At 69.5% G+C, this 20,824-nt stretch carries 21 protein-coding genes; 15 read left to right on the forward strand and 6 right to left on the reverse strand.

The window, feature by feature from the left end:
- Positions 1-19: 19 nt before the first annotated feature.
- Genes ACY0MJ_RS10200 through ACY0MJ_RS10215 form a run of 4 tightly spaced genes read right to left on the reverse strand, consistent with a single transcriptional unit; the run spans position 20 to position 4,382 of the window.
- Positions 20-1,276 carry an NAD(P)/FAD-dependent oxidoreductase gene (locus tag ACY0MJ_RS10200; protein WP_462638306.1) on the reverse strand — a complete coding sequence of 419 codons (1,257 nt, stop codon included), beginning with the start codon at positions 1,274-1,276 and terminating at the stop codon, positions 20-22.
- Positions 1,273-1,596, reverse strand: a complete 324-nt coding sequence (locus ACY0MJ_RS10205) for a 2Fe-2S iron-sulfur cluster-binding protein (protein ID WP_462638307.1) — start codon at positions 1,594-1,596, stop codon at positions 1,273-1,275. Before ACY0MJ_RS10205 ends, ACY0MJ_RS10200 begins: the two co-directional genes overlap by 4 nt.
- Positions 1,597-1,600: 4 nt before the next feature.
- A complete protein-coding gene (locus tag ACY0MJ_RS10210; protein ID WP_462638308.1) occupies positions 1,601-3,040 on the reverse strand; it encodes a glutamine synthetase family protein in 1,440 nt (479 codons plus the stop codon).
- A gap of 7 nt (positions 3,041-3,047) precedes the next feature.
- Positions 3,048-4,382 (reverse strand): aromatic ring-hydroxylating dioxygenase subunit alpha, encoded by a 1,335-nt coding sequence (locus ACY0MJ_RS10215; RefSeq protein WP_462638309.1) that lies wholly within the window; start codon positions 4,380-4,382, stop codon positions 3,048-3,050.
- A 265-nt stretch (positions 4,383-4,647) separates the two neighbouring features.
- On the opposite strand from ACY0MJ_RS10215, the gene ACY0MJ_RS10220 reads away from it, so the two are divergent.
- The 3 genes from ACY0MJ_RS10220 (at position 4,648) to ACY0MJ_RS10230 (ending at position 7,801) form a co-directional block, all read left to right on the forward strand.
- Positions 4,648-5,379: a GntR family transcriptional regulator gene (locus tag ACY0MJ_RS10220; protein WP_462638310.1), complete on the forward strand. Its 732-nt coding sequence runs from the start codon at positions 4,648-4,650 to the stop codon at positions 5,377-5,379.
- A gap of 155 nt (positions 5,380-5,534) precedes the next feature.
- Positions 5,535-7,274 carry an amidohydrolase gene (locus ACY0MJ_RS10225; protein ID WP_462638311.1) on the forward strand — a complete coding sequence of 580 codons (1,740 nt, stop codon included), beginning with the start codon at positions 5,535-5,537 and terminating at the stop codon, positions 7,272-7,274.
- Complete coding sequence (locus ACY0MJ_RS10230) at positions 7,271-7,801, forward strand: type 1 periplasmic-binding domain-containing protein (RefSeq protein ID WP_462638312.1); 531 nt, start codon at positions 7,271-7,273, stop codon at positions 7,799-7,801. The genes ACY0MJ_RS10225 and ACY0MJ_RS10230 overlap by 4 nt, the downstream gene beginning before the upstream one ends.
- Positions 7,802-7,831: 30 nt before the next feature.
- Here the strand turns inward: ACY0MJ_RS10230 and ACY0MJ_RS10235 are convergent, their stop codons facing one another.
- Positions 7,832-8,752 (reverse strand): LysR family transcriptional regulator, encoded by a 921-nt coding sequence (locus ACY0MJ_RS10235; RefSeq protein WP_462638313.1) that lies wholly within the window; start codon positions 8,750-8,752, stop codon positions 7,832-7,834.
- A 115-nt stretch (positions 8,753-8,867) separates the two neighbouring features.
- Here ACY0MJ_RS10235 and ACY0MJ_RS10240 point away from each other — a divergent pair, with 115 nt between their 5' ends.
- From ACY0MJ_RS10240 to ACY0MJ_RS10270, 7 genes are all read left to right on the forward strand, one after another.
- Positions 8,868-10,355, forward strand: coding sequence for a PHP domain-containing protein (locus ACY0MJ_RS10240; protein WP_462638314.1), 1,488 nt, complete (start codon positions 8,868-8,870; stop codon positions 10,353-10,355).
- 17 nt (positions 10,356-10,372) lie between these two features.
- On the forward strand, positions 10,373-11,359 hold the full coding sequence (locus ACY0MJ_RS10245) for a Bug family tripartite tricarboxylate transporter substrate binding protein (protein ID WP_462638315.1): 987 nt from the start codon (positions 10,373-10,375) through the stop codon (positions 11,357-11,359).
- Positions 11,360-11,503: 144 nt separating this feature from the next.
- Entirely contained in the window at positions 11,504-12,421 is a 918-nt protein-coding gene (locus tag ACY0MJ_RS10250) for an arginase family protein (protein ID WP_462638316.1), read from the forward strand.
- A 13-nt stretch (positions 12,422-12,434) separates the two neighbouring features.
- Complete coding sequence (locus ACY0MJ_RS10255; protein ID WP_462638317.1) at positions 12,435-13,229, forward strand: ABC transporter substrate-binding protein; 795 nt, start codon at positions 12,435-12,437, stop codon at positions 13,227-13,229.
- A 28-nt stretch (positions 13,230-13,257) separates the two neighbouring features.
- The gene (locus tag ACY0MJ_RS10260; protein ID WP_462638318.1) at positions 13,258-13,953 is read left to right on the forward strand and encodes an amino acid ABC transporter permease; all 696 of its coding nucleotides are present in this window, start codon (positions 13,258-13,260) and stop codon (positions 13,951-13,953) included.
- Positions 13,950-14,720: an amino acid ABC transporter ATP-binding protein gene (locus ACY0MJ_RS10265; protein WP_462638319.1), complete on the forward strand. Its 771-nt coding sequence runs from the start codon at positions 13,950-13,952 to the stop codon at positions 14,718-14,720. The genes ACY0MJ_RS10260 and ACY0MJ_RS10265 overlap by 4 nt, the downstream gene beginning before the upstream one ends.
- Positions 14,717-15,550 (forward strand): IclR family transcriptional regulator, encoded by an 834-nt coding sequence (locus ACY0MJ_RS10270; RefSeq protein WP_462638320.1) that lies wholly within the window; start codon positions 14,717-14,719, stop codon positions 15,548-15,550. The genes ACY0MJ_RS10265 and ACY0MJ_RS10270 overlap by 4 nt, the downstream gene beginning before the upstream one ends.
- Positions 15,551-15,587: 37 nt before the next feature.
- Here the strand turns inward: ACY0MJ_RS10270 and ACY0MJ_RS10275 are convergent, their stop codons facing one another.
- Positions 15,588-17,033: an aminotransferase-like domain-containing protein gene (locus tag ACY0MJ_RS10275; protein WP_462638321.1), complete on the reverse strand. Its 1,446-nt coding sequence runs from the start codon at positions 17,031-17,033 to the stop codon at positions 15,588-15,590.
- Between the two features lie 114 nt (positions 17,034-17,147).
- Between ACY0MJ_RS10275 and ACY0MJ_RS10280 the strand changes: the two genes are divergently transcribed.
- From ACY0MJ_RS10280 to ACY0MJ_RS10300, 5 genes are all read left to right on the forward strand, one after another.
- Positions 17,148-18,110, forward strand: a complete 963-nt coding sequence (locus tag ACY0MJ_RS10280) for a TauD/TfdA family dioxygenase (protein ID WP_462638322.1) — start codon at positions 17,148-17,150, stop codon at positions 18,108-18,110.
- An 8-nt stretch (positions 18,111-18,118) separates the two neighbouring features.
- Entirely contained in the window at positions 18,119-19,075 is a 957-nt protein-coding gene (locus tag ACY0MJ_RS10285; RefSeq protein WP_462638323.1) for a Bug family tripartite tricarboxylate transporter substrate binding protein, read from the forward strand.
- A gap of 135 nt (positions 19,076-19,210) precedes the next feature.
- Entirely contained in the window at positions 19,211-19,594 is a 384-nt protein-coding gene (locus ACY0MJ_RS10290; protein WP_462638324.1) for a cupin domain-containing protein, read from the forward strand.
- Positions 19,591-19,806: a CDGSH iron-sulfur domain-containing protein gene (locus ACY0MJ_RS10295; RefSeq protein WP_462638325.1), complete on the forward strand. Its 216-nt coding sequence runs from the start codon at positions 19,591-19,593 to the stop codon at positions 19,804-19,806. The genes ACY0MJ_RS10290 and ACY0MJ_RS10295 overlap by 4 nt, the downstream gene beginning before the upstream one ends.
- 20 nt (positions 19,807-19,826) lie before the next feature.
- The gene (locus ACY0MJ_RS10300; RefSeq protein ID WP_462638326.1) at positions 19,827-20,750 is read left to right on the forward strand and encodes a LysR substrate-binding domain-containing protein; all 924 of its coding nucleotides are present in this window, start codon (positions 19,827-19,829) and stop codon (positions 20,748-20,750) included.
- Positions 20,751-20,824 lie beyond the last annotated feature (74 nt).

The raw sequence follows: 20,824 nt of genomic DNA on the forward strand, positions 1-20,824 counted from the left end.
GTGGCGGGATCCGCAAGGCTCAGGCCGCGGCGCCGGCGGCTGCCGGTTCCAGGGCCTGCTTGAGGTCGAAACTCGCGTCGCGCAACTGCGCCGGGCTCAGGCGCGCGCGCGAGGCGATCAGCTTGCGGGCCAGCATGTGCTCCGCCGGCCGGTTGACGGAATGCATGGCGGCCAGCGTGCCGCCGCGCAGGTAGCCGACGCTGAACCTGTCGGTGTCCATGTCGCCGCGCACGACGACCTCGTCGCCCGGCAGGGCCAGGCCCGCCATCTGGAACTTCAGCTCGAACTGGTCGCTCCAGAACCAGGGCACGGCGGTGCAGGGCTGCAGCCGCCCGACGAGGGTGGCCGCCGCGGCCTTGGCGCCGTCGTTCGCCGCCTGGATGGACTCGAGCCGCATGCGCGCCGGGGCGCCCGGCCAGGGCGGCAACTGCATGCAGGCGACGTCGCCGGCGGCGAGGACGCTGTCCGCGGACGTGCGGCCATGCGGATCGACGTCAATGCCGTTGGACACGGCGATGCCGGCTTCGGCAGCGAGTGCCGCATTCGGCAGCACGCCGATGCCCAGCACCACCATGTCGCAGGCGAGCCGGGTGCCGTCGGTCAATTCCACGGCGGCGACGCGGCCCCCGGATCCCAGCAGCGCGCGCAGCGGCTGGCCGGTGCGCAGGTCCACGCCGCGCTCGCGATGCGCACGCTGCACGTAGGCAGACATGACCTCGGGCATGCTGCGGCCGAGGACGCGCGGCGCGTTCTCCAGCACCGTCACCGCCTTGCCGCGGCCGCGCAGCGCCGCGGCGACCTCCAGGCCGATGTAGCCGCCGCCGATGACGCAGACGCGCTCCGCGGCTTCGGCCGCCGCCGCCACCGCTCGCGCATCATCGAGCGTGCGGAGGTTGAAGATGCCCCCCAGCTCGGCACCGGGCAGCGCCAGGGGCCGGCAGGAAGCACCGGTGGCCAAAGTGAGCCAGCCATAGTCCAGCGCCTTTCCGCCGGCCAGCAGGACGCGGCGGGCGCCGGGCTCCACGGACGTCACGCGCGTGCCCGTGAGCAGCTCGATGCGCTGCTCGGCGAAGAAGGCGGGCGACCGCAGGGCCAGCTGGTCTTCCGTCGTCTTGCCGGTCAGCAGGCCCTTGGACAGGGGGGGACGCTGGTAGGGCGCGTGCGCCTCGTCGCCGACCAGGTAGATCGGCTCCGCGAAGCCGAACTCCCGCGCGCTCGCCGCGACCTGCAGCCCGGCATAGGAGGCGCCGACGATGACCAGCGGTCCGCCGCTCACGACTGCCTCTCGGGGATGCGCACGGTGAGCCCGTCGAGTTCCGCCGTCATGGCGATCTGGCAGCCGAGGCGGCTGGTCGGCTCGCGTTCGGCCGCGACGCCCTCGAGCAGTTCCGCTTCCATCTCGTCCGCCGCGGGAAGCCGGTCGAAGAAGGCCGGCTCGACGTACACGTGGCAGGTCGCGCAGGAGCAGCTGCCGCCGCACTCGGCCTCGATGCCGTGCACGTTGTTGCGGATGGCGGCTTCCATGACGCTCGTGCCGGCCTTGGCTTCGACGGTGGACCGGCGGCCGTCCGGATGGATGTAGTGGATGGTGGGCATGGCGTCAGAAGGTGTCGAAGTACTCGCGGTGCTCCCACTCGCTGACTTCGAGGTTGAAGCGGTCGATCTCGGCCTGCTTGATGTGGCAGTAGTAGTCCGTGAAGCCCTTGCCGAACTGCTCCACCAGGTGCGCGTCGTCCTGCAGGCAGCGCAGCGCGTCCCCGAGGGAGCGCGGCAGCGGCGCGGCCGGTGTCTCGTAGGGCGTGTCCGCCGACGGGCCCGGGTCGAGCCGCCGCGCGATGCCGTCCAGCCCCGAGAAGATCTGCGAGGCGAGGTACAGGTAGGGATTTGCCGTGGGTTCGCCGACGCGGTTCTCGATGCGCGTCGCGGCCTGGCCCGGCCCGCCCAGCACGCGCAGCATGGCGCCGCGGTTGTCGCGCGCCCACGCGGCGCGGTCGGGCGCGAGCGAGTTGGGCCGGTAGCGGCGGTAGCCGTTGATGGAGGGGCTGGCGAACACGGCGGCGCCGCAGGCGTGCTCCTTCAGCCCCGCCAGGTAATGCATGCCGAGTTCGCTGAGCGGGTCGCCCGGTCCGGCGGGGATGAAGGCGTTGCTTCGGTCGGCGTGGTGGACCAGCGACTGGTGCAGGTGCCAGCCGCTGGACATCACGTTGGGGATGCGCGGGCGGCACATGAAGGTGGCGTGGTAGCCGGCACGCTGGCAGATCTGCTTGATCGCGCTGCGCAGCAGCACCATCGTGTCCGCCGGCAGCACGCCGACGGTGGGGCCGAAGGTCAGCTCGAACTGGCTGGGCCCGAACTCCACCTCCAGCGAGCGCAGGGGCAGGCCGAGCGCGAGCAGCTGGCTGCGCAGCAGCTCCATCACCGCATCGACGCGGTCGTAGCGCAGCTCGGTCAGGTACTGGTGGCCGTGCGACAGCAGTTCGACCTCGGGCGGCCGGCCCGGGTTGCCCGAATGTTCGAGCGCGAGGCAGGGATCGGCGAGGCGGAAGACGTGGAACTCCACTTCCAGCCCCGCGACGAAGTCCAGCTTGCGCTCGCCCAGGCGGCGCACGGCGCGCTGCAGGATCTGCCGCGTCGCGTAGGGGCACGGGCGCCCGTCGGGCATGTAGGCGTCGCACAGGATCCAGCCGGTGCGCGGTGCCCACGGCAGCACCTTGAAGGTGGACGGGTCGGCGACGATCGTGAAGTCGGCGCCGCCCTGGAATCCCTCCAGCGGGAAGCCGCCCTGCCGGCTGAAGACCGGGAAGACCGAGCGGTGCGAGGTGTCCTTGGCCAGCAGGGTGGAGGTGAGGTTCACGCCATCGCGCAGCGCTCCCCTGGCTTCGCCGGCGACCAGCGTCTTGCCCCGCAGCAGGCCGTGCTGGTCGGCCCAGGCGAAGCGGACGACGTCGATGTCGCCCTGTCCCAGCCGCTGCACGATCTCCGCGGCCTGGCGCGACTGGTCCTCCTGCCACAGGCCGTGGCGGTCCACGAACGAGTCCATGGGCGGGTCAGGCGGTGGCGGTGGCGGCCAGGCGCGCGGAGGCCCAGTCGGATTTCTGGCGCCGGTCCAGGTCGGCGCGCCGCCAGTAGCCGTGCGGGTCCGCCGTCTCGCCGATGCCGTCGATCGAGGGCGGGCCGCTGAAGGCGGACGCCTGCGAGGCGTCGATGAGCATGGGCGCGGGACGGCCGGCGAGGCTGGCCTCGATCGCCTCCACCAGCATCTTGCGGAAGGCGATGATGCCCTTGTCCGTGGTGCCGAGGTGCTCGCGGGTGCGGTCCTGGATGGGGCCCTGCGACTCCACGGCCCACTGGTCGTGCACGTTGATGTCGTCGCCCATGCCCGTGTAGGTGGCGGACAGCTGCTCCTGCACGTCGAAGCCGTAGTTGTTGCGCTTGTTGCGGCGCGAGGTGTAGTCGGGCAGCTCGTAGAGCTTCAGGCGCTGCTCGCGCATCTGCTCCTTGTCCACGGGCGCGGTGAAGCTGGTGAAGATCGCGTACCAGTAGCAGTGCGTGTCGTCCACGGGCACGTGCCACTGCGAGATCGTCATCTCGGCGCTCATGGGGATCACGAAGGCCTGGGGGAACACCACGTTGGTCACGCGCACGTGCGTGGACTCGCCGGAAAGCTGGCGCAGCGCCGTCAGGCGCAGGCCGTAGTCGGTGGGTTCCACGCTGATCTCGGGCCGCTCGAATTCGCGCAGCACCCGGGTGATGGGCATGTCGGAGTCGGCCGAGGCGCCGCGGAACTGCTTGCCGTAGCTCGCGGAGGTGTCCTCGTCCTCGAAGAAGCGGTGCAGGTAGGAGGCATGCGCGGGGTCCATGCCCACTTCCAGGGCTTGCAGCCAGTTGCACTCGAACAGGCCCTTGAAGGCGAACACGTGGCTGTCGGGCGCGACGAAGCAGTCGAACTCGGGGAAGGCCGGCGGCTCGCCTTCGCCGACGTACGCGAAGATGGTCCCGGCCCGCTCGACGACGGGGTACGCGCCCTGCTTGATGCGCGTGCACAGCTTGCTGCCCTCCGGCTCGGCCGGTGTCTGCATGCAGTTGCCCTTGACGTCGAACAGCCAGCCGTGGAAGGGGCAGCGCAGGCCGCCGTCCTCGAGGCGGCCGAATGCCAGGTCGGCACCGCGGTGGGGGCAGTCGCGGTCCAGCATGCCCAGCCGGCCGTCCTGGTCCCGGAACAGGACGAAGTGCTCGCCCATCAGCTGGACTGCCTTCACCGGACGGGGGCCGGCCAGTTCGTCCGCGAGGGCGACCGGTTGCCAGTAGCGGCGCAGCAAGGTGCCCGCGGGAGTGCCTCGGGAAACCCGAGTCATGAAGTGGTTACGCTCAGCGCTGATCATCGTTCTTGGCCTCTGTCTGCACGCGATTGCATGCAATGGCGTCCAGTTTGGTCAATGAAGACGGCAATTGAAATAAGGGTAAACACCTATTTCAGCGAAGGTGCGCCCACTAAATTAGTTCTTAAAGGTTAGAATTCCTGCTGCAATGGAGTGGAGAATTCGGGCGGATCCAGCTTGTTGCATGCAATTCTCGACACCCAGACCCCTCTTGCACTAAAGTTCAAGGCCTCGGGCATTCAACGCCTGGTTTTCGAAAGCAAGCACCATGGATTCGCAACAGTCCCGCGTCCTCGTCCAGCTGCGCGACATGATCCTCAAGGGCGAGTTCAAGCCCGGCGAGCGGCTCGCGGAGATCCCGCTCGCGGAGAAGCTGGGTGCCTCCCGTACGCCGGTCAAGCTGGCCCTGGCCTCGCTCGAGCACGAGGGGCTGATCGAGGCTTCTCCCGCGGGTGGTTACCAGATGCGGCGCTTCACCTCCCAGGAGATCTCGGATGCGATCCGCGTGCGCGGCCTCATCGAGGGCTTCGCCGCCCGGCTGATTGCCGAGGACGGCGCGCCCCGCCAGTTGCTGCGCAGCCTGCAGGAATGCCTGGACGACGGCGACCGCGTCGTCAACAAGCCGTCGATGACCCTGGACGACTACGCCGCGTACGTCGAGATGAACGACCGCTTCCACGCCCTCGTGATCGAGGGCTGCAAGAACAGCGCGGTGAAGCGGATCATGGAGCTCCTGGACAGCCAGCCCTTCGCCTCGCCGAGTTCGATGCTCCCGATGCAGTCCTCCATGGAGGAGGGGCAGGAGTGGATGAAGCACGCGCACCGCACGCACCATGCGCTCGTGCAGGCGATCGAGCGGGGCCAGGGCTACCGCGCGCAGGCGCTCGGCGAGGAGCACGTGGAGATCGCCCGCATGAATCTCGAGTACGCGCTGGAGCGGCCGGAGATCGCCGAAAGCGTGATGCCGGGGATCCGGCTGGTCGCACACCGCGCCGTGTGACGATTGTGTTGCATGCAATCCACGTGATTTTCCGGCGAAAATAGCCAAAAACGTCTACATTGGAAGCCCTTGCCCGCGCTACATTGCATTCGATTGAATGCAGATGCGAGAATCCGCCCGCCCGGCCATCCCGGCCGCGGAACCTGGAGACGAGGATGCAAGAACAATCGTGCGAGCGCGCCGACGCAGGGCGGCGCCTCTTCCTGAAATCGGCGGCGGCTTCGGCCGGGACCCTGGCGCTCGCATCGTGCGCCAGCGGCCCGGAGACCGCGGCGGATGCGGTCTACACCAACGGCAAGATCGTCACGGCCGATCGCAACTTCACCATCGCCCAGGCGGTGGCCATGCGCGACGGCCGCTTCATGGCCGTGGGCTCCAACGAAGACATCCTCAAGCTCGCCGGTCCCGCGACCCTGCGCGTCGACCTGGCCGGCAAGACGGTGATCCCGGGCCTGATGGACAGCCACACGCACATGGATGGCGCCGGCACGGCCGAAACCACGGCGCAGGTGATCCGGGCGAAGACGGTGGCCGAGGCGCAGGCGATCATCGCCGACTTCATCAAGGCCAAGCAGGTGCCCGCCGGCGCCTGGGTGCAGACGAGCCGCTGGCACCCGCCTTCGCAGCTGCGCGAGCAGCGCTACCTGACGCGCCAGGAACTCGACGCCGTGGCGCCGAACAACCCCCTGTACGTGCAGACCGTGGGCCACTTCGCGATGGCCAACACGAAGGCGCTGGAACTGGCCGGCATCACGCGCGCGACGCGCGACCCGGTGGGCGGCAAGATCTACCGCGACGCGAGCGGCGAGGCGACGGGCCTGCTGGAAGAGACCGCCATCGACCTCGTGACGCGCAAGATCCCCCCGAAGACCTTCGAGGAAATGATCGCGCAGAACATCGCGGCCCAGCGGATCTACAACCGCTCGGGCATCACCAGCACGGTGATCGGCGGCCTCGCCGAAGACCAGATCCGCGTGTACTTCGAGGTCGCCCGACGCAAGCAGTCGACGGTGCGCTCCGGCGTCATGTGGCGGCCGCGCGCCGGCACGGCGGCGGAGTTCGAGCAGGCGCTGCGGCAGGCGCGCTTCAAGGACAACACCGGCAACGACTGGGTGCGCACCGCGGGCATCAAGCTGGTCTCGGACGGCGGCATGACGCTCAAGTCCGCCTACATCCGCGACGCCTACGCCGACGACCCGCACAACCACGGCACGCTGGCGCTGGACCCCAACGAGTACAAGAAGAGCGTCATCCTCGCCAACCGCCACGGCTGGCGCGTCGGCACGCACGCGGTGGGTGATGCCGCCGTGGACCTGGTGCTGGACGCCTACGAGGGCGCCGACAAGGACCGCTCCATCCACGGCAAGCGCTTCATCATCATCCACGGCAGCCTGATCGCGCCCGACCAGGTGGTGCGCGCCAAGCGGCTCGACGTGCGCGTGGACTTCCAGAACATCTTCATGTGGGACAAGGCCGCGACGGTGGAGCGCTTCATGGGCGCCAAGCTCGCCAACCGCGCCATTCCTTCGAAGCTGCTGCTGGACACGCTCGGCTACGGCGCGGCGGCCGCCGGCACGGACAACGAGGTGAACATCCTCAATCCCTTCGTCGGCCTGTACGTCATGGTCACGCGCAAGGACCCGCGCGGCCACGTGTACGGCGCCGACCAGGCGCTCACGCGCGAGCAGGCGCTGCGCCTCTACACCAACGCCGGGCCCTACTACACGTTCGAGGAACACAAGAAGGGCTCGATCGAGCCGGGCAAGTTCGCCGACATGGTGGTGCTCTCCGCCGACTACCTCACCGTGCCCGAGGCGCAGATCAAGGAGATCCGTCCGCTGCAGACCATCGTGGACGGCAAGGTGGTGTACGACGCCGGGACCCGGGCCGCATGAGGCGCGCCGCCTTGCTGGCGGCGCTGGCGGCCGTGCTGCCGCCGGCGCACGGCGCCGGCGTGCCCGCGGCCGCCGCGCCCTGCGCCGGCGGCGCGGTCCCGAAGGTCGCGTTCGTGTTCGAGGGCGCGCCCAGCGACCTGCCTGCGCACCGTGCCGCGGTGCGGCGCGTGGCGCAGCAACTCGGCGCCGCAGCCTGCGTGCGGACCTTCGACCACCTGTCCACCGGCGTCGATCCGGACGCGAACGCCCGCTTCGTGCTCGGATCGCTTGGGCTGGAGCGCTATGCGCTGGTCTTCCTGCTCACGTCCAGGCACGCAGCCTCGATCGGCAAGGTGGTGCCCCAGTTCCCCGCGACGACCTACCTGCAACTCGGCGGCCGCGCCCATGCGTCGAACCTGGTGCCCTACGGCCCCAGGTTGCGGCACGCGGGCTGGACCGGCTGGGAGCCTTTCTATCGCGCCGCGGTGCAGTGCGCCGTGGCCGGCAAGCGCCTGAAGGGCGCGCGCGCGCACGAACTCTGCCCCTGATCCGCCATGCGAGCCGCGCGGCGTGCCGGCTCACGCCCGGCGCGGCTTGGCCTGCACCGTGGCCGCGAGCGCGTCGAACAGCAGCCTGGCGCCCGCGTCGCGGCCCGCCGGCCCCTTGCGCGTGACCCAGTAGGTGCTCCACTTGGCGCCCGGCGAATGGAGGTCCGCCACCCAGAAGGACTTCGCGTCGAGCTGGCGCGTCGCGAAGCGGGGCAGGACGGCCACACCCAGGTCGTGGCGCACGAGTTCCAGCGCAGTGGACAGCAGTTGCACCTCGTGGCCGACGCGCAGTCCCGGGTGCACCGCGAGCTGGTCCTGCAGCAGCGAGTTCCACTGGCCGCCGACGCGGCCGACGAGCACCAGCTCGCTCTGCTCCAGGTCGGCCCAGCCGGTGCGCCGCCGCTTGGCGCTCCTGGCGAGTGGGCCCTGCGCGGACGCCACCACGCAGAGCGTGTCGCTCAGGAGCAGTTCCGAGCGCAGCTCCGCCGACAGGCGCAGCGGCGAATCGATGGAACCCACCGCCACGTCGGCCTCGCCCGAAAGAAGCAGGTCACCGACCATGCCCACCGGCCGGTCGATCAACACCACGCGCAGGCCGCTTTCCTGCTTCCTCAGGTGGGCCAGCGCCGCCGGCATCAGGGTGGCCGCCGAGAGCGATCCCGCGGCCACACGCAGCACCCGCTCGGTCCACTTGCCCGTGCCGCGGACTTCCTGCAGCGCGCGGTCCACCTCCTGCTGCGCCCGGGCGCCGGCACGCTGGACGTGCTCGCCCGCCTCGGTCAGCCGCAGCGAACGTCCGCGCACGATCAGCGGCGTGCCGACCTCCGCCTCGAGTTCCCGGATCAGCGCGCTCACCGCCGACTGCGTGACGAACAGGCGTTCGGCCGCCTTCGTGAAGCTGCCGGTGTGGGCGATGAGGCTGAGCGCCTTGAGCTGGCGAAGCGTGGGCATGCGGTGCTCCCGCGGACGCGGTCCGCATCAAGCGAATTGATCCTGCCAGTCGGATTTTCAATTTTACTTATCCGATGCCGCCGCCCAGACTGGGCCCATTCGAGGCAGTCCATCCATGATCCTTTTCGGCGACATCCACAACCACAACGCGCACGGCTACGGCCGGGGCAGCATCGAGCGCAGCATCGCGATCGCGCGCGAGCACCTCGACTTCTTCGCATTCACCGGCCATTCGAGCTGGCACGACCTGGAGGAGATCGAGGGCGGCCGGCACCGCCACTTCATCGAAGGCTTCAAGCGCCTCACGGAGACCTGGCCGCGCGTGCAGGAAAGGATCGCCGAGGCGAACGCGGACGGCTCCTTCGCCGCCTTCCTGGGCTTCGAGTGGCACTCGAACCGCTTCGGCGACCAGTGCGTGATCTTCCCGCGCGACTTCCGCCCCATCAAGTACACGAACCACGTCGACCAGCTGCGCGCGTTCTGCCTGGAGGAGGGCGCGCTGATGATCCCGCACCACCTGGCCTACCCGAAGGGCCGCCGCGGCGTGAACTGGGACGTGTTCGATCCGGTGTGCACGCCGGTGGTGGAGATCTTCTCCTTCCACGGCCTGTCCGAGCACGATCGCGGCCCGCACCCGATGGTGCGCGGCTCGCCCGGAGGCCGGCAGACGGGCAACACGGTGCGGGCCGCGCTGGGTGCGGGACGCAAGTTCGGTTTCGTGGCATCGACCGACAACCACGCGGGCTTCCCCGGCGCATGGGGCGAAGGCCTCATGGGCGTGCATGCCGACGTCCTCTCGCGCGAGGGCATCCTCGCGGCGATCCGCAGCCGGCGCACCTACGCGCTCACGGGCGACCGCATCCGCGTGGAGGCGAGCCTGAACGGGCAGCCGATGGGCTCCGACGTGCCCGCGGCGGCGGAGTACGCCTTCGCTGCGGAGATCGACGCCCTCGACGAGATCGAGGTGGTCGAGCTCGTCGTCGATGGCGAGGTGTACGAACGCTTCTGGCCTTCGAAGCCGTCGGGCGGCCTCGAGGAGCCGGTCTTGCTGCGCTACGAATGGGGCTGGGGGCCCTGGGGCGAGCTGGCCCTGGACCGCATCTGCGACTGGCAGCAGGCGGTGTCGGTCCAGGGCGGCGATGTGCTGCGCATGGACAAGTGCTTGGGCGGCGGTCCCTTCGACGAGGACCGGCGGCACCGGATCACGCTGCGTGACGCCGACCGTGTGGACATCCAGTCCCACACCTCCCGCCGCGGCGCGTTCCACGACGTCGCGACCCACGCCGTCGTGCTGCAGGTGGTCGGCACCCCCGAGACCCGCATCGAGCTCGCGCTCCAGCGTCCCGCCGCGCTGCAGGCATCCGCCACGCTGGGCGAGTTGATGCGCGGCTCGGCCAATTTCCATGCGGGCCCGTACGGGGCGGAGAGCTTCCAGCTGCATCGCGCCGTCGCCGCCTCGGATCATCGCCTCGCGATCGCGACGACGCTGGCATCGCGCGACCTGCGTTCATATGCGTACCTGCGCGTGCGCCAGATGAACGGCCAGCTGGCCTGGACCAGCCCGTTCTTCGTCGCCGCGGATGCGGCGCACCGTCACTCTTGAGAAAGGAAGCAGCTCCCATGCAGACAAGAAGGTCGTTCCTGGAAAAGGCCGTTGCCGGCGCCGTGGCGGGCACCGCGATCGCACCGTCCGCCCGGGCAGGCGCGGACTACCCCGCGCGCCCGGTGCAAGTCTGGGTCGGATTTCCCGGCGGCGGCGCGCTCGACGTCGCTACGCGGATCGTCACGCAGGCGATGGCCGATGCAGGTATCAAGCCGATGGTGGTCATGAACAAGGCCGGAGCGTCGGCCACGATCGCGGCGGCGCAGGTCGCGCGGCAGGAGCCGGACGGGTACAACCTCCTCCTGGCCACATCGTCCAACGTCGGCATCGCGCCCTTCCTCTATCCTCGGCTGCCTTTCGACGGCGCCCGGGACTTCGATCCCGTGGCGCAGTTCGCGGTGGGCCAGAACGTGATCTACGCGAGCCCCCGGACCGGCGTGGACAGCTTCCAGGCCCTGGTGGCGCGGCTGCGCGCGCAGCCCGGCAAGCTGAACTTCGCTTCGCCCGGCCGGGGCACCACGCCCCATCTCTGCTTCGAGATCCTCAAGGCGCGGGCCGGCCTGTTCGTGGTGCACGTGCCTTTCCACGGCAGCCCCGCGGCCCTGACGGCCGTGGCGGGAGGCGAGGTGGAATTCGGGGTGGATGCCATCGGTCCGTCACAGGCTTTCATCCGCGCAGGCCGGCTCGTGCCGCTGGCGCAGACCGGCGAGCGCCGTTCGGCATCGCTGCCCGATGTCCCCACGTTGTCCGAGCTGGGCTACCCCGGCATCCCCCGCGGCACCTTCCTCGGATTCAGCGCGCCGTCCGGCACACCCGCGGCGGTGCTGGAACAGTTGCGCAAGGCCGTCCGCGCGGCGACCGCGAATCCGGTGGTGGTGAAGCAGTTGGCGGATGCCGGTTTCGACGCGAGCTACCTGGACGGCGCCGATTTCGCCCAGGCCATCCGGGGCGAACTCAAGACGTGGGAGGCGGCGGTGAAGTACTCGGGAGCGGCTCGGACCTGAGTGGATAGGCCAAAGACTGCCGCGCGAATTGTTGACTAGAGATCGTAGGGCGTTCTAATATCGGCGCTATGAGATATATAGATATCGCATAGAGATCTTAAGGTGAATTCCGATTCCTTCTGGTCCCCACCCGGGGCGAGCTACATGGCCGTCCCGTCCGAGCGCGAGCAGCCCGCCCTGGCCACGGTCGTCGGCGTCCCGTTCGACTGCGGCACCCATGAAACGCGGGTCGGCGCGCGCCTTGCACCCGACGCGATCCGCCACCAGTCAAGGCTGCTGCGCCGGTACGACGTGGTGCCGGGGCCGGTCTCGCCCAGCGTCACGGACTACCTGCGGCTGACCGACGCCGGAAACGTGAACTGCCCGTCCGGGGACGTGGCCACCGCCTTCCCGCGGATCCAGTCCGCGTTCGAGGCCGTGCACGGGCTGGGCGCCATTCCCATCGGCATCGGCGGGGACGGCGCCGTGACGTTGCCGCAGCTGCGGGCGGCGGCCGCGCACCACGAGAACCTCGTGGTGCTGCACCTGGATGCGCATACCGACAGCTACGACCTGGAAGGGATGAACTCCGCCACGACCTTCACCCGCGCCGCCGAGGAAGGGCTCGTGGACGTGCGACGCAGCGCCCACGTCGGCGTGCGCGGCCAGGCTTCCATGGCCGGCGCGATCGAGTTCGCGCGCGGCCTCGGTTACCGCGTGATGCCCTTCGATGCCATCGATATGGCCGCCGCCGATCCGCTCGCCGAAGTGAAGGCCGCGATCGGCGACAGGCCCGTGTACCTGTGCCTCGACGTCGATGTCTTCGATCCTTCCTGCGCTCCCGGCGTCTGCATCCCGGAATGGGGAGGACTCGGCGCGCGCGAGGGCCTGGCGCTCGTGCGTTCGCTGCAGGGACTGAACTTCGTCGCCTTCGACATCAACACGGTGTCGCCGCCGCACGACCCCGCCGGCACGACGGCCTTCCTGGCCGCGACCCTCATCCACGAGTTCTGCCACCTCGCCGCGCACGCGGTGCATTCACGTCCGGGCCGGCCCGCGCCGGCCCGGCCCATCGAAGACTGACACAGGAGACATCATGAAACCCGGAACGATCCGGCGCACGCTCGCCGTCGCAATCCTCGCCGTCCAGGCCGCGGCCGCGGCGCACGCGCGTCCCTTCGACGAAGTCCTGGCCACGAAGGAGCTGCGCGTCGTGACCACCGCGGCGAGCATCCCGCACGGCTTCATGGAGCCCGCATCGCACACGCTCCAGGGCGTGATGGTCGAAATCGCGCAGGGCATCGGCAAGCGCCTGGGCGTGGAGGTGAAGCTGACCGACGTTCCGTTCTCGGGGCTCATCCCCTCGCTGACGTCCGGGCGGGCGGACATGGTGTCCGCGCCCCTCTTCATCACCGAGGAGCGTTCCAAGGTGGTGGACTTCAGCACGCCGATCTACGGCTGGGGCGAGGGCATCGTCGTGCCGGAGCACGCGAAGAAGAGCTATGCGAAATTCGAGGACCTGAAGGGCGCCCGCGTGGGCGCCCTCATCGACAGCGTGCAATTCAAGATGCTCAAGGCGCTGCCCGGGACGGAGATCGTCACCTACCAGGACTACCCGACCCTGCTGACCGACGTGCGCGTGGGCCGCATCGACCTGGGCATCGTCGACCCGCCCGGCATCGCCTACCAGATCCGCGCCAAGGTGGTCACCGGGGTCAAGCTCGACCCGGCCTACCGCCCGCAGAAGCCCTTCGACGTGGGCGTGGCGGTGCAGAAGAACAACCCGAAGCTGCTCGCTGCCGTGGATGACGCGCTCGCGCGGATGCGCAAATCGGGCGAGATCGACGCGATCCTGAAGAAGTGGGGCCTGGCCGGCTTCGCCCGGCCGTGAGCGGGGCGGCCCTGGCGGAGGGAAGTTGATGGACTTGGAAACGCTGCGCACCTATCTCGCGCCCATGCTCCAGGGCGCGGTGGCGACCGTCGCACTGTTCCTGGCGACGGCGCTGCTCGCCGTGATGCTCGGGCTGCTCGTGTGCCTGTGCCGGATGGCGAGCCATCCCGTGCTGCGCCGCGGCGCGATCGCCTACATCGAGGTGATCCGCGGCACGCCGCTGCTCGTGCAGCTGTTCTTCATCTACTACGGCATGCCGGAGATCGGCATCGTGCTCCCCGGCTTCGCGGCAGGCGTCATCGGCCTGACGCTCAACCTGGCCGCCTACCTGGCGGAACTGTTCCGCGCGGGGCTGCAGTCGGTCGACACGGGCCAGCACGATGCCGCGAAGGTGCTGGGCCTCAAGAAGGTCCAGCGCCTGCGCATGGTGATCCTGCCGCAGGCCCTCAGGACGATCTTCCCTGCGCTCGGCAACTACGCCACCGTGCTGCTGAAGGAGACCTCGCTGGTGGCCGTCATCAGCGTGTACGAACTGATGCGTGCCGGCGAGATGCTGGCGGGCGCCACCTTCCGGTCCATGCTGGTGTACGGTCTCGTGGGTGCGATCTACTTCTGCCTGTGCAGCGCGATCTCCGCGGCGTTCCGCGCCGGCGAGCGCCGGCTCGCCGTGCCGGGGTACTGGGGCACTCCGCGCGGGGAAGCCACCGTCGGGATCGCCGCATGAGCGACCTTCATGCATCCGCAGCGAAGCATGCGCACGCCATCAGCCTCGAGGGCGTGTCCAAGTGGTTCGGCCGCTTCAAGGTGCTGGAGGACATCCGCCTCACCGTGGATTGGGGCGAGAAGGTCATCCTCTGCGGCCCGTCCGGATCGGGCAAGTCGACGCTGATCCGCGTCATGAACGGGCTGGAGCCGCACCAGCAGGGACGCATTACAGTCAACGGTGTGACGATCGAGGCCGGGCGGGAGCAGATCCCGGCCGGTGTCGGCATGGTGTTCCAGAACTTCAACCTCTTTCCCCACCTGACCGTGCTGGAGAACTGCACCCTCGCCCCGACCGCCGTGCGCAAGACGCCCCGCCGCGAAGCGCAGGCCGCCGCCATGACCTACCTCGAGCGCGTCCGGATGGACTCGCATGCGCACAAGTACCCTGGCCAGCTGTCGGGCGGCCAGAAGCAGCGCGCGGCGATCGCCCGAGGTCTGTGCATGCGGCCCGACATCCTGCTGTTCGACGAGCCGACATCCGCCCTGGATCCGGAAATGGTCAACGAGGTCCTGGACGTCATGGTCCGGCTCGCACGCGACGGGATGACCATGGTGTGCGTGACGCACGAAATGGCGTTCGCCCGCCAGGTGGCCGATCGCGTCGTGTTCATGGATGCCGGGCGCATCGTCGAGACCGCCCACCCCGCTGCCTTCTTCGATGCGCCTCGCAGCGCGAGGGCGCGCGCCTTCCTCGGCCAGATCGCGCCCGCCGCGGCGGCGGCTTGAACCAGGCCATGCCGGTGACCGCGAAGACGCCACCCGACGAATCGCGCCTGTTCGTCGCCTCCTTCGCCAGGGGGTTGACCATCCTCACGGCGTTCTGGGAAGGCAAGCCCTCCATGAACCTGGCCGAACTGGCTGCGGCGAGCGGCATGACCAAGAGCGCCGCCCAGCGCTTCGCGCACACGCTTTCCACCATCGGCTACCTGCGCAAGGATCCGGTGACCAAGGAGTACTCGCTCGCCCCGCGGTCGCTGGAGGTGGGATTGCGTTACCTGCAGACGAGCGCGCTGGTGAACGCGGCGACGCCCTACCTGCATGCGCTGACGCGCGCCTGCGAGGAGACGTCCACCCTGGCCGAACGCGACGGGCTGGAAATGGTCTACGTCGCCCGCTTCGCGACGCATCGCGAGATGTTCGTGAACATGCCGCTGGGCACGCGGTTGCCGATGTACTGCATGGCGGCCGGCCGCGCCGTCATGTCGCGCCTGCCCGAGCAGGAGGTGCGCGACATCTTGCAGGCGAGCAAGCTGGAGGCCTATACGCCGACGACCCTCACCCGTGTCGACGACATCCTCGCCCGCGTCCGGCAGGCGCGCGACGAAGGCTTCGCCTGGACCGACGGCGAGTTCTACCAGGGCGACATCACCATCAGCGCGCCCATCCTGGGGCCCGGGGGAGAGGTGCTCGGCGCGGTGAGTGCCTCGGCGCCGTCGAGCCGCCGCTCGCTGGAACAGGCGCGCCGCGAGCTCGCGCCGCAGGTCATGGAGGCGGCCCGATCGATCGGGGCGACCACCGTGCACCGGCCGCCGCGACGACAGGTGCGCGGCGGCTAGGCGAACACATGGCCGCCAGAGCCGGCGCCGCGGGCGCCTAGCGTTCGGAGGACAGGATGACCAGTTGCGAGAGCGCGCGCACCGCGGCGCGTGCCCGCTCCTCCGGCAGCGTGGCGAAGCCGGCCAGCAGCGCGGGCGCGCAGCGCCCGGACAGCGAGTACCGCTCCAGCGGAAGCGCGGCGATGCCGTGTTCGCGCAGTTCGCCTTGCGCGTGGGCGTCCAATCGCCGGTCGAGGGCGGCCACGATGTGGAGCCCGGCGTCCGGAACGTACACACGCTTGCCCAGCTCCGAAAAGGCCTGGACGAGTGCGAGGCGGCGGCGCGCGCTCGCCTCGAAAGCCGCCGAGAAGTAGCGCAGGATGTGTCCCCGGCGAACCAGGTCCACCAGGGCGGCCTGCTCCGCAGGGCTCGCGTGGAACGGCAGGCGCTCGCAGGCCGCGCGGAAGCGCTCCACCAGGTGCATGGGCACCGCGACGCAGCTGACGCCCAGGGCCGGAAACACCAGCTCCGACAGGTGCAGGGCGTAGATGACGCAGCGCAGCCCCGTTTCGCTGGCCAGGCTGCGGGTCGACGGGCCGGCGAAGCGGTAGTCCGCCTGGATGTCGTGCTCCAGCACATGGCCCTGGCACGCGCCGATGGCATCCAGGAGAAGCGCGCGTCGCTCGGCGGACAGCACTACGCCCATCGGGAACTGGCAGCACGGCGTGACCACTGCGAGCGCCGGGCGGGGGCAGCGCGACAGTCCGCTGCGCACGTCCATTCCGTTGTCGTCGACGGCGACGGCCTGCAGTCGCGCGCCCGCGGCCCGGAGCGCCTCGAAGCACCGCGGATCGAGCGGATCCTCCACGAGGACCGGATCACCGCGGCCCACCAGGGCGGCGGCCGTCAACGCCGTCGCTCCCGCGATGCCGGAGGTGACGAAGACCTGGTCAGGATGGCACGCGATCCCGCGCGTGATGGCCAGGCGGTTGGCCAGCGCGCGCCGCAGCAATGGATGGCCTTGTGGATCCGGAGGCAGCAGGTCGGCGACCCCGATTCCGGCCAGGCGCCGCTTGACGAGGTTCACCCACACCTTGCGCGGGAACTGGTCGATGGGCGGCACGCCCACCGCGAGCATGGGTAGCACGTGCGACGACGATCTGGCAGGCGTTGCCTCGAGCTTCTGCGCCGTTCCCCGCGTGCCGCGGGCGACCGCTCGCCGCACGAAGGTACCTGCGCGTCCCTGCGCCATCGTGTAGCCGTCGGCCGCGAGCAGGTCGTACGCATAAGAGACGGTGCAGCGCGAGACATCGAGCTGGCGCGCGAGGAAGCGCGAGGGCGGCAGGCGCGCGCCTTCCAGGAGCGCGCCGTTCTCGATCATCTGCGCGAGCCGCCGGTACACGTGCATGTAGAGCGGGCCTCCGCTCTTGCGGATCGGGCCGGGCGCAGCAGGATCCACCGGGATGCGCGGGCGCGGATTGGACTGGTTTTGTTTGCGTGGCATGGACTAACGCGTGCGAGGTGCCGATGCTAGATTGAATCGCACACAGTGCAACGTAGTGGAAACGGAAGGAAAGACATGCTCCTGCAACAGGATTCTTCAGCCGCTCGCCCGCGAATGCTCCGGTCGCCGATCGCGAGTTCCCGCGCGTGGCAGGCCAGCGATCTCGCGCGTGTCGCATGGCGATACACGATCCCGCCCGAAGCGCTCGACGAACTCCGCGCCGTGATCCGGCGCCTGCGGCGCAAGCCAATCGCGCTGGAGCAACTGAACCCCGCGATGTTCGAGCTCGCGCAGTGCGCCGCGCTCATGCGCAAGGTCAAGGCCATGCTCGACGAAGGCGCCGGCTTCGCGGTCCTGGACCGGCTTCCGGCGCAGGAGTTCAGCCAGGAGGAGCTCACCGCGGCTTACTGGCTGCTCTCGTCGCTGCTGGCCCGTCCCGTGGCGCAGAACCGCGCGGGAGCGCGCATGTACAAGGTGCAGGACACCGGACGCAAGGCGCTTCCCGGGTCGGGCGTGCGGCCGGACCAGACCAACATGGAACAGAACTTCCACAACGACAATTCGTACAACCGCACGCAGCCTGACTACATCGGCCTGCTGTGCGTGCGGCCGGCGCTCGCCGGAGGCGAGAGTTCCATCCTCAGCATCTCGAGCGCGCACAATCGGCTGCTGCAGGAGGACGAGGACCTGCTGGCGCGCCTGTACGAGCCGTTCTGGACGGACCGCCAGAAGGAGCATCCGGAGGGTGACGCCCCCCTGATCCACGAACCGGTCTTCACCTACGACGGTCGCCTGAAGGCGCGCATCGGCCTGGTTCCCATCGTCAACGGGTATGCGATGCGCGGGGAAGCGATGGACGAGCGCGGTGCCGCCGCGCTCGCGGCGCTCAAGCGCGTGTTCCAGCGTCGGGAGCTGAGCTTCGGGTTCGCGATGGAAAGCGGGCAGATCCAGTTCGTCGACAACCTGGGGATATGCCACCGCCGCACCGGGTTCACCGATGCGGAGGAACCGGAACGCAAGCGCCTTCTCATGCGCATCTGGCTGCGCGACGGCGGCGACGTCGGGTACGACGGGTGAGGCCCCCGATGCGCGCCCGTTTCCTGATCTGCTTCGTGCTGGGGCTGCTCGCCGCCGGCGCCTCGTTCGGCCAGGCCGCGTTCCCGTCGCGGCAGGTCCACATGATCGTCCCCTTCCCGCCGGGCGGCGCGTCGGACGCGTTGATGCGCATCCTCGCCGCCAAGCTCCAGGAAAACTGGAAGCAGCCGGTGGTGGTGGAGAACAAGCCGGGCGCCGGAACGGTGATCGGTTCCAACACCGTCGCCAAGGCAGCGTCCGATGGCTACACGGTGGGTCTCGTCACCTCGTCGCATGCGATCAATGCTGCCGCGCGCCGCGAGCTACCTTACGACACCTTGAAGGATTTCGTGCTCGTGTCCCAGTTGGCCGTCGTCCACCAGGCGATCCTCGCGCGCTCCGACTTTCCCGCGAACGACATGCGCCAGCTGGTCGCCGAGGCCAAGGCCAGGCGCATGACCTACGCGACCGCGGGCGTCGGGACCGCCGGCCACCTGTTCGGCGAACTCCTCAACACCATCGCCGGCACGTCTCTCGTGCACGTGGCCTACAAGGGCAGCAGCCCGGCGCAGGTGGACCTGCTGGCAGGCAACGTGGACATCATCGTGGACGCACTGTCCGCGCACCAGGAGATGGTGAAGGCGGGCAGGCTGAAGGTGATCGCGCTCGTGACGCCGCAGCGGAACCCGGAACTTCCGCAGCTGGCGACAGCGGCGGAGTCGTATCCGGGAGCGAGCGTCGAAAGCTTCTTCGGCATCGTGGCGCCCGCGGGCACGCCGCGCCCGGTGGTGGAGCAGCTGAGTCGTGACATCGCAGCCGCCTTGCACGATCCACAGGTGCGCCGGCGCATGGCCGGCCTCGGGCTGCTGCCGATGGGCACGTCGCCGGCGCAGTTCGAGTCCATGGTGCGAGGCGAGATCCGGAAGTGGTCGGACCTGATCAAGAAGGCGGATCTGCGGTTGGATTGACGCGGTGGCGGGACGTGCGTGCGGTCCCCAATATGGAACGGCGCGTTCCATTCTTCGGCCTGTTCGGTCGGGACCCCTGCCGCTATCCTGCGCCGACAGTCAACATGAAGGGACCGTGTGATGCATCGAGATCTGATGAGTACGCCGGACAACCGCCAATGGCTCTCCTCGTCGCGTGACGGAACGGCCGGTTTCCGCTTCCAGCTGAACCTGATCGGGGCCGAGTACACCGACGCCTACAGCGTCGACCTGGTGCAGATCGACGCGGGCGGCGGCTCGGAAACGCACATCGACCCGTACAACCACGCCTTCTACTTCCTGGAAGGCGAAGGCGAGGTCCGCATGGGGGATGAACGCGTCGCGACGGCACCGGGCGTGGTGATCAAGCTTCCGGCCGGCGTGGTGCACAGCATCGCCAACGTCGGCCGGGCGCCGCTGCGCTTCCTCACGATCTACGACCCGCCACGCATGCGCGTGGCCGAGGTCGCGGCCGGCAAGTACACGGAGACCGCGAGATGAAGTCCCAGGCCCGCCTGATCGACGATGGCCCCCTCGTCCTCATCGGGGACGCCGTCCTCCTCGATGGCGCGGGGTTACCCTATCCCCCCGCGCCCGTCGTAAGCATCTGCCGCTGCGGGCTTTCGGAGAAGAAGCCCTTCTGCGATGGATCGCACCGCGTCAAGCGCTTCTCCCACCAGGCCCGGGCGCCGGAGCAGGGCGGAGCTCGCTGAGTCGCGGCCCGGGCGCCGAAGTGGGAACCGTCGACGACCTGATGCTGCTGATCGCCGTGATCGATGCCGGCGGTTTCTCCGAGGCGAGCCGCAGGACGGGCATTCCGAAATCGCGCCTGAGCCGGCGCATCAGCGAACTGGAAACGCGCCTGGGCGTCGAAGTCCTCAATCGCGGCTCACGGCGTTTTTCGGCAACCGACGCGGGGCGGGCCATCTACGAGCGAGGCCTCAACGTCAAGGCCGAGGTCGATGCGATCGATGCGATCGCGCAGGAGCGCACCCAGCGTCCCGCGGGTGCGCTGCGGGTCTCCTGCCCGGCACTGATCACGGAACGCCTGGTCGGCGCATTCGCGGTCAGCTTCGGCACGGCAAATCCCGATGTGAAGGTCTGCCTGGAGACATCGAGCGGTACCTTCGACCCCAGGATCGATCATCACGACCTGAGCATCCACCCCGGACAGGCGGACCACCTGGCCGACTGCGACCTGGTGCGGCAGAAGCTGGTCACGGCGGAGTTCTGCCTCGTTTCTTCGCCCGGCCTGGCGGCCACGTTGGGGCAGGTCTCCCATCCGCGTGACCTCGAGGGCAGGTGGGGCATCGGCTGGTCGGCGGATGGCTTCGCCGCGAAGTGGCCGCTGGAGGGCGCGCGGGGGGAACCCGCGACATTGAACGTCTGCCCGCGCTTTTCGGCCTCCAGCCTCGCCGTCATCCACCAGGCAGCGCTGGCCGGGTTGGGCCTGGCACGCCTGCCGCTGTCGGTCTGCGAGCGCGACCTCGCGGCGGGGACGCTGGTGCAGCCGCTGCCCGGGTGGTCTCCCCCTCCCGTCACCCTCTACGCGCTCTATCCCTCGCGTCGATCGCTCACCCTGGCCGGCAGGTTGTTCCTCTCCGGCCTGGCGCGGCACCTGCAGGAGACGATGCGGGCTGCGGCTGGCGCAGCCTAGGCGACGTGCTGCGCGCCGACCATGCCGGCCCCGAAGCTCCGTTTCCGGAACAAAGCGTTGCGCCAGCTGCGGCT

The sequence above is a fragment of the Ramlibacter sp. bp-362 genome, assembly GCF_054956735.1.

What these genes read in the sequence shown, in the direction of transcription:
- ACY0MJ_RS10205 (WP_462638307.1), bottom strand. Translation starts at nt 1,596, where the DNA reads ATGCCCACCATCCACTACATCCATCCGGACGGCCGCCGGTCCACCGTC.
- ACY0MJ_RS10210 (WP_462638308.1), bottom strand. Translation starts at nt 3,040, where the DNA reads ATGGACTCGTTCGTGGACCGCCACGGCCTGTGGCAGGAGGACCAGTCG.
- ACY0MJ_RS10215 (WP_462638309.1), bottom strand. Translation starts at nt 4,382, where the DNA reads ATGATCAGCGCTGAGCGTAACCACTTCATGACTCGGGTTTCCCGAGGC.
- ACY0MJ_RS10220 (WP_462638310.1), top strand. Translation starts at nt 4,648, where the DNA reads ATGGATTCGCAACAGTCCCGCGTCCTCGTCCAGCTGCGCGACATGATC.
- ACY0MJ_RS10225 (WP_462638311.1), top strand. Translation starts at nt 5,535, where the DNA reads ATGCAAGAACAATCGTGCGAGCGCGCCGACGCAGGGCGGCGCCTCTTC.
- ACY0MJ_RS10230 (WP_462638312.1), top strand. Translation starts at nt 7,271, where the DNA reads ATGAGGCGCGCCGCCTTGCTGGCGGCGCTGGCGGCCGTGCTGCCGCCG.
- ACY0MJ_RS10235 (WP_462638313.1), bottom strand. Translation starts at nt 8,752, where the DNA reads ATGCCCACGCTTCGCCAGCTCAAGGCGCTCAGCCTCATCGCCCACACC.
- ACY0MJ_RS10240 (WP_462638314.1), top strand. Translation starts at nt 8,868, where the DNA reads ATGATCCTTTTCGGCGACATCCACAACCACAACGCGCACGGCTACGGC.
- ACY0MJ_RS10245 (WP_462638315.1), top strand. Translation starts at nt 10,373, where the DNA reads ATGCAGACAAGAAGGTCGTTCCTGGAAAAGGCCGTTGCCGGCGCCGTG.
- ACY0MJ_RS10250 (WP_462638316.1), top strand. Translation starts at nt 11,504, where the DNA reads ATGGCCGTCCCGTCCGAGCGCGAGCAGCCCGCCCTGGCCACGGTCGTC.
- ACY0MJ_RS10255 (WP_462638317.1), top strand. Translation starts at nt 12,435, where the DNA reads ATGAAACCCGGAACGATCCGGCGCACGCTCGCCGTCGCAATCCTCGCC.
- ACY0MJ_RS10260 (WP_462638318.1), top strand. Translation starts at nt 13,258, where the DNA reads ATGGACTTGGAAACGCTGCGCACCTATCTCGCGCCCATGCTCCAGGGC.
- ACY0MJ_RS10265 (WP_462638319.1), top strand. Translation starts at nt 13,950, where the DNA reads ATGAGCGACCTTCATGCATCCGCAGCGAAGCATGCGCACGCCATCAGC.
- ACY0MJ_RS10275 (WP_462638321.1), bottom strand. Translation starts at nt 17,033, where the DNA reads ATGCCACGCAAACAAAACCAGTCCAATCCGCGCCCGCGCATCCCGGTG.
- ACY0MJ_RS10280 (WP_462638322.1), top strand. Translation starts at nt 17,148, where the DNA reads ATGCTCCGGTCGCCGATCGCGAGTTCCCGCGCGTGGCAGGCCAGCGAT.
- ACY0MJ_RS10285 (WP_462638323.1), top strand. Translation starts at nt 18,119, where the DNA reads ATGCGCGCCCGTTTCCTGATCTGCTTCGTGCTGGGGCTGCTCGCCGCC.
- ACY0MJ_RS10290 (WP_462638324.1), top strand. Translation starts at nt 19,211, where the DNA reads ATGAGTACGCCGGACAACCGCCAATGGCTCTCCTCGTCGCGTGACGGA.
- ACY0MJ_RS10295 (WP_462638325.1), top strand. Translation starts at nt 19,591, where the DNA reads ATGAAGTCCCAGGCCCGCCTGATCGACGATGGCCCCCTCGTCCTCATC.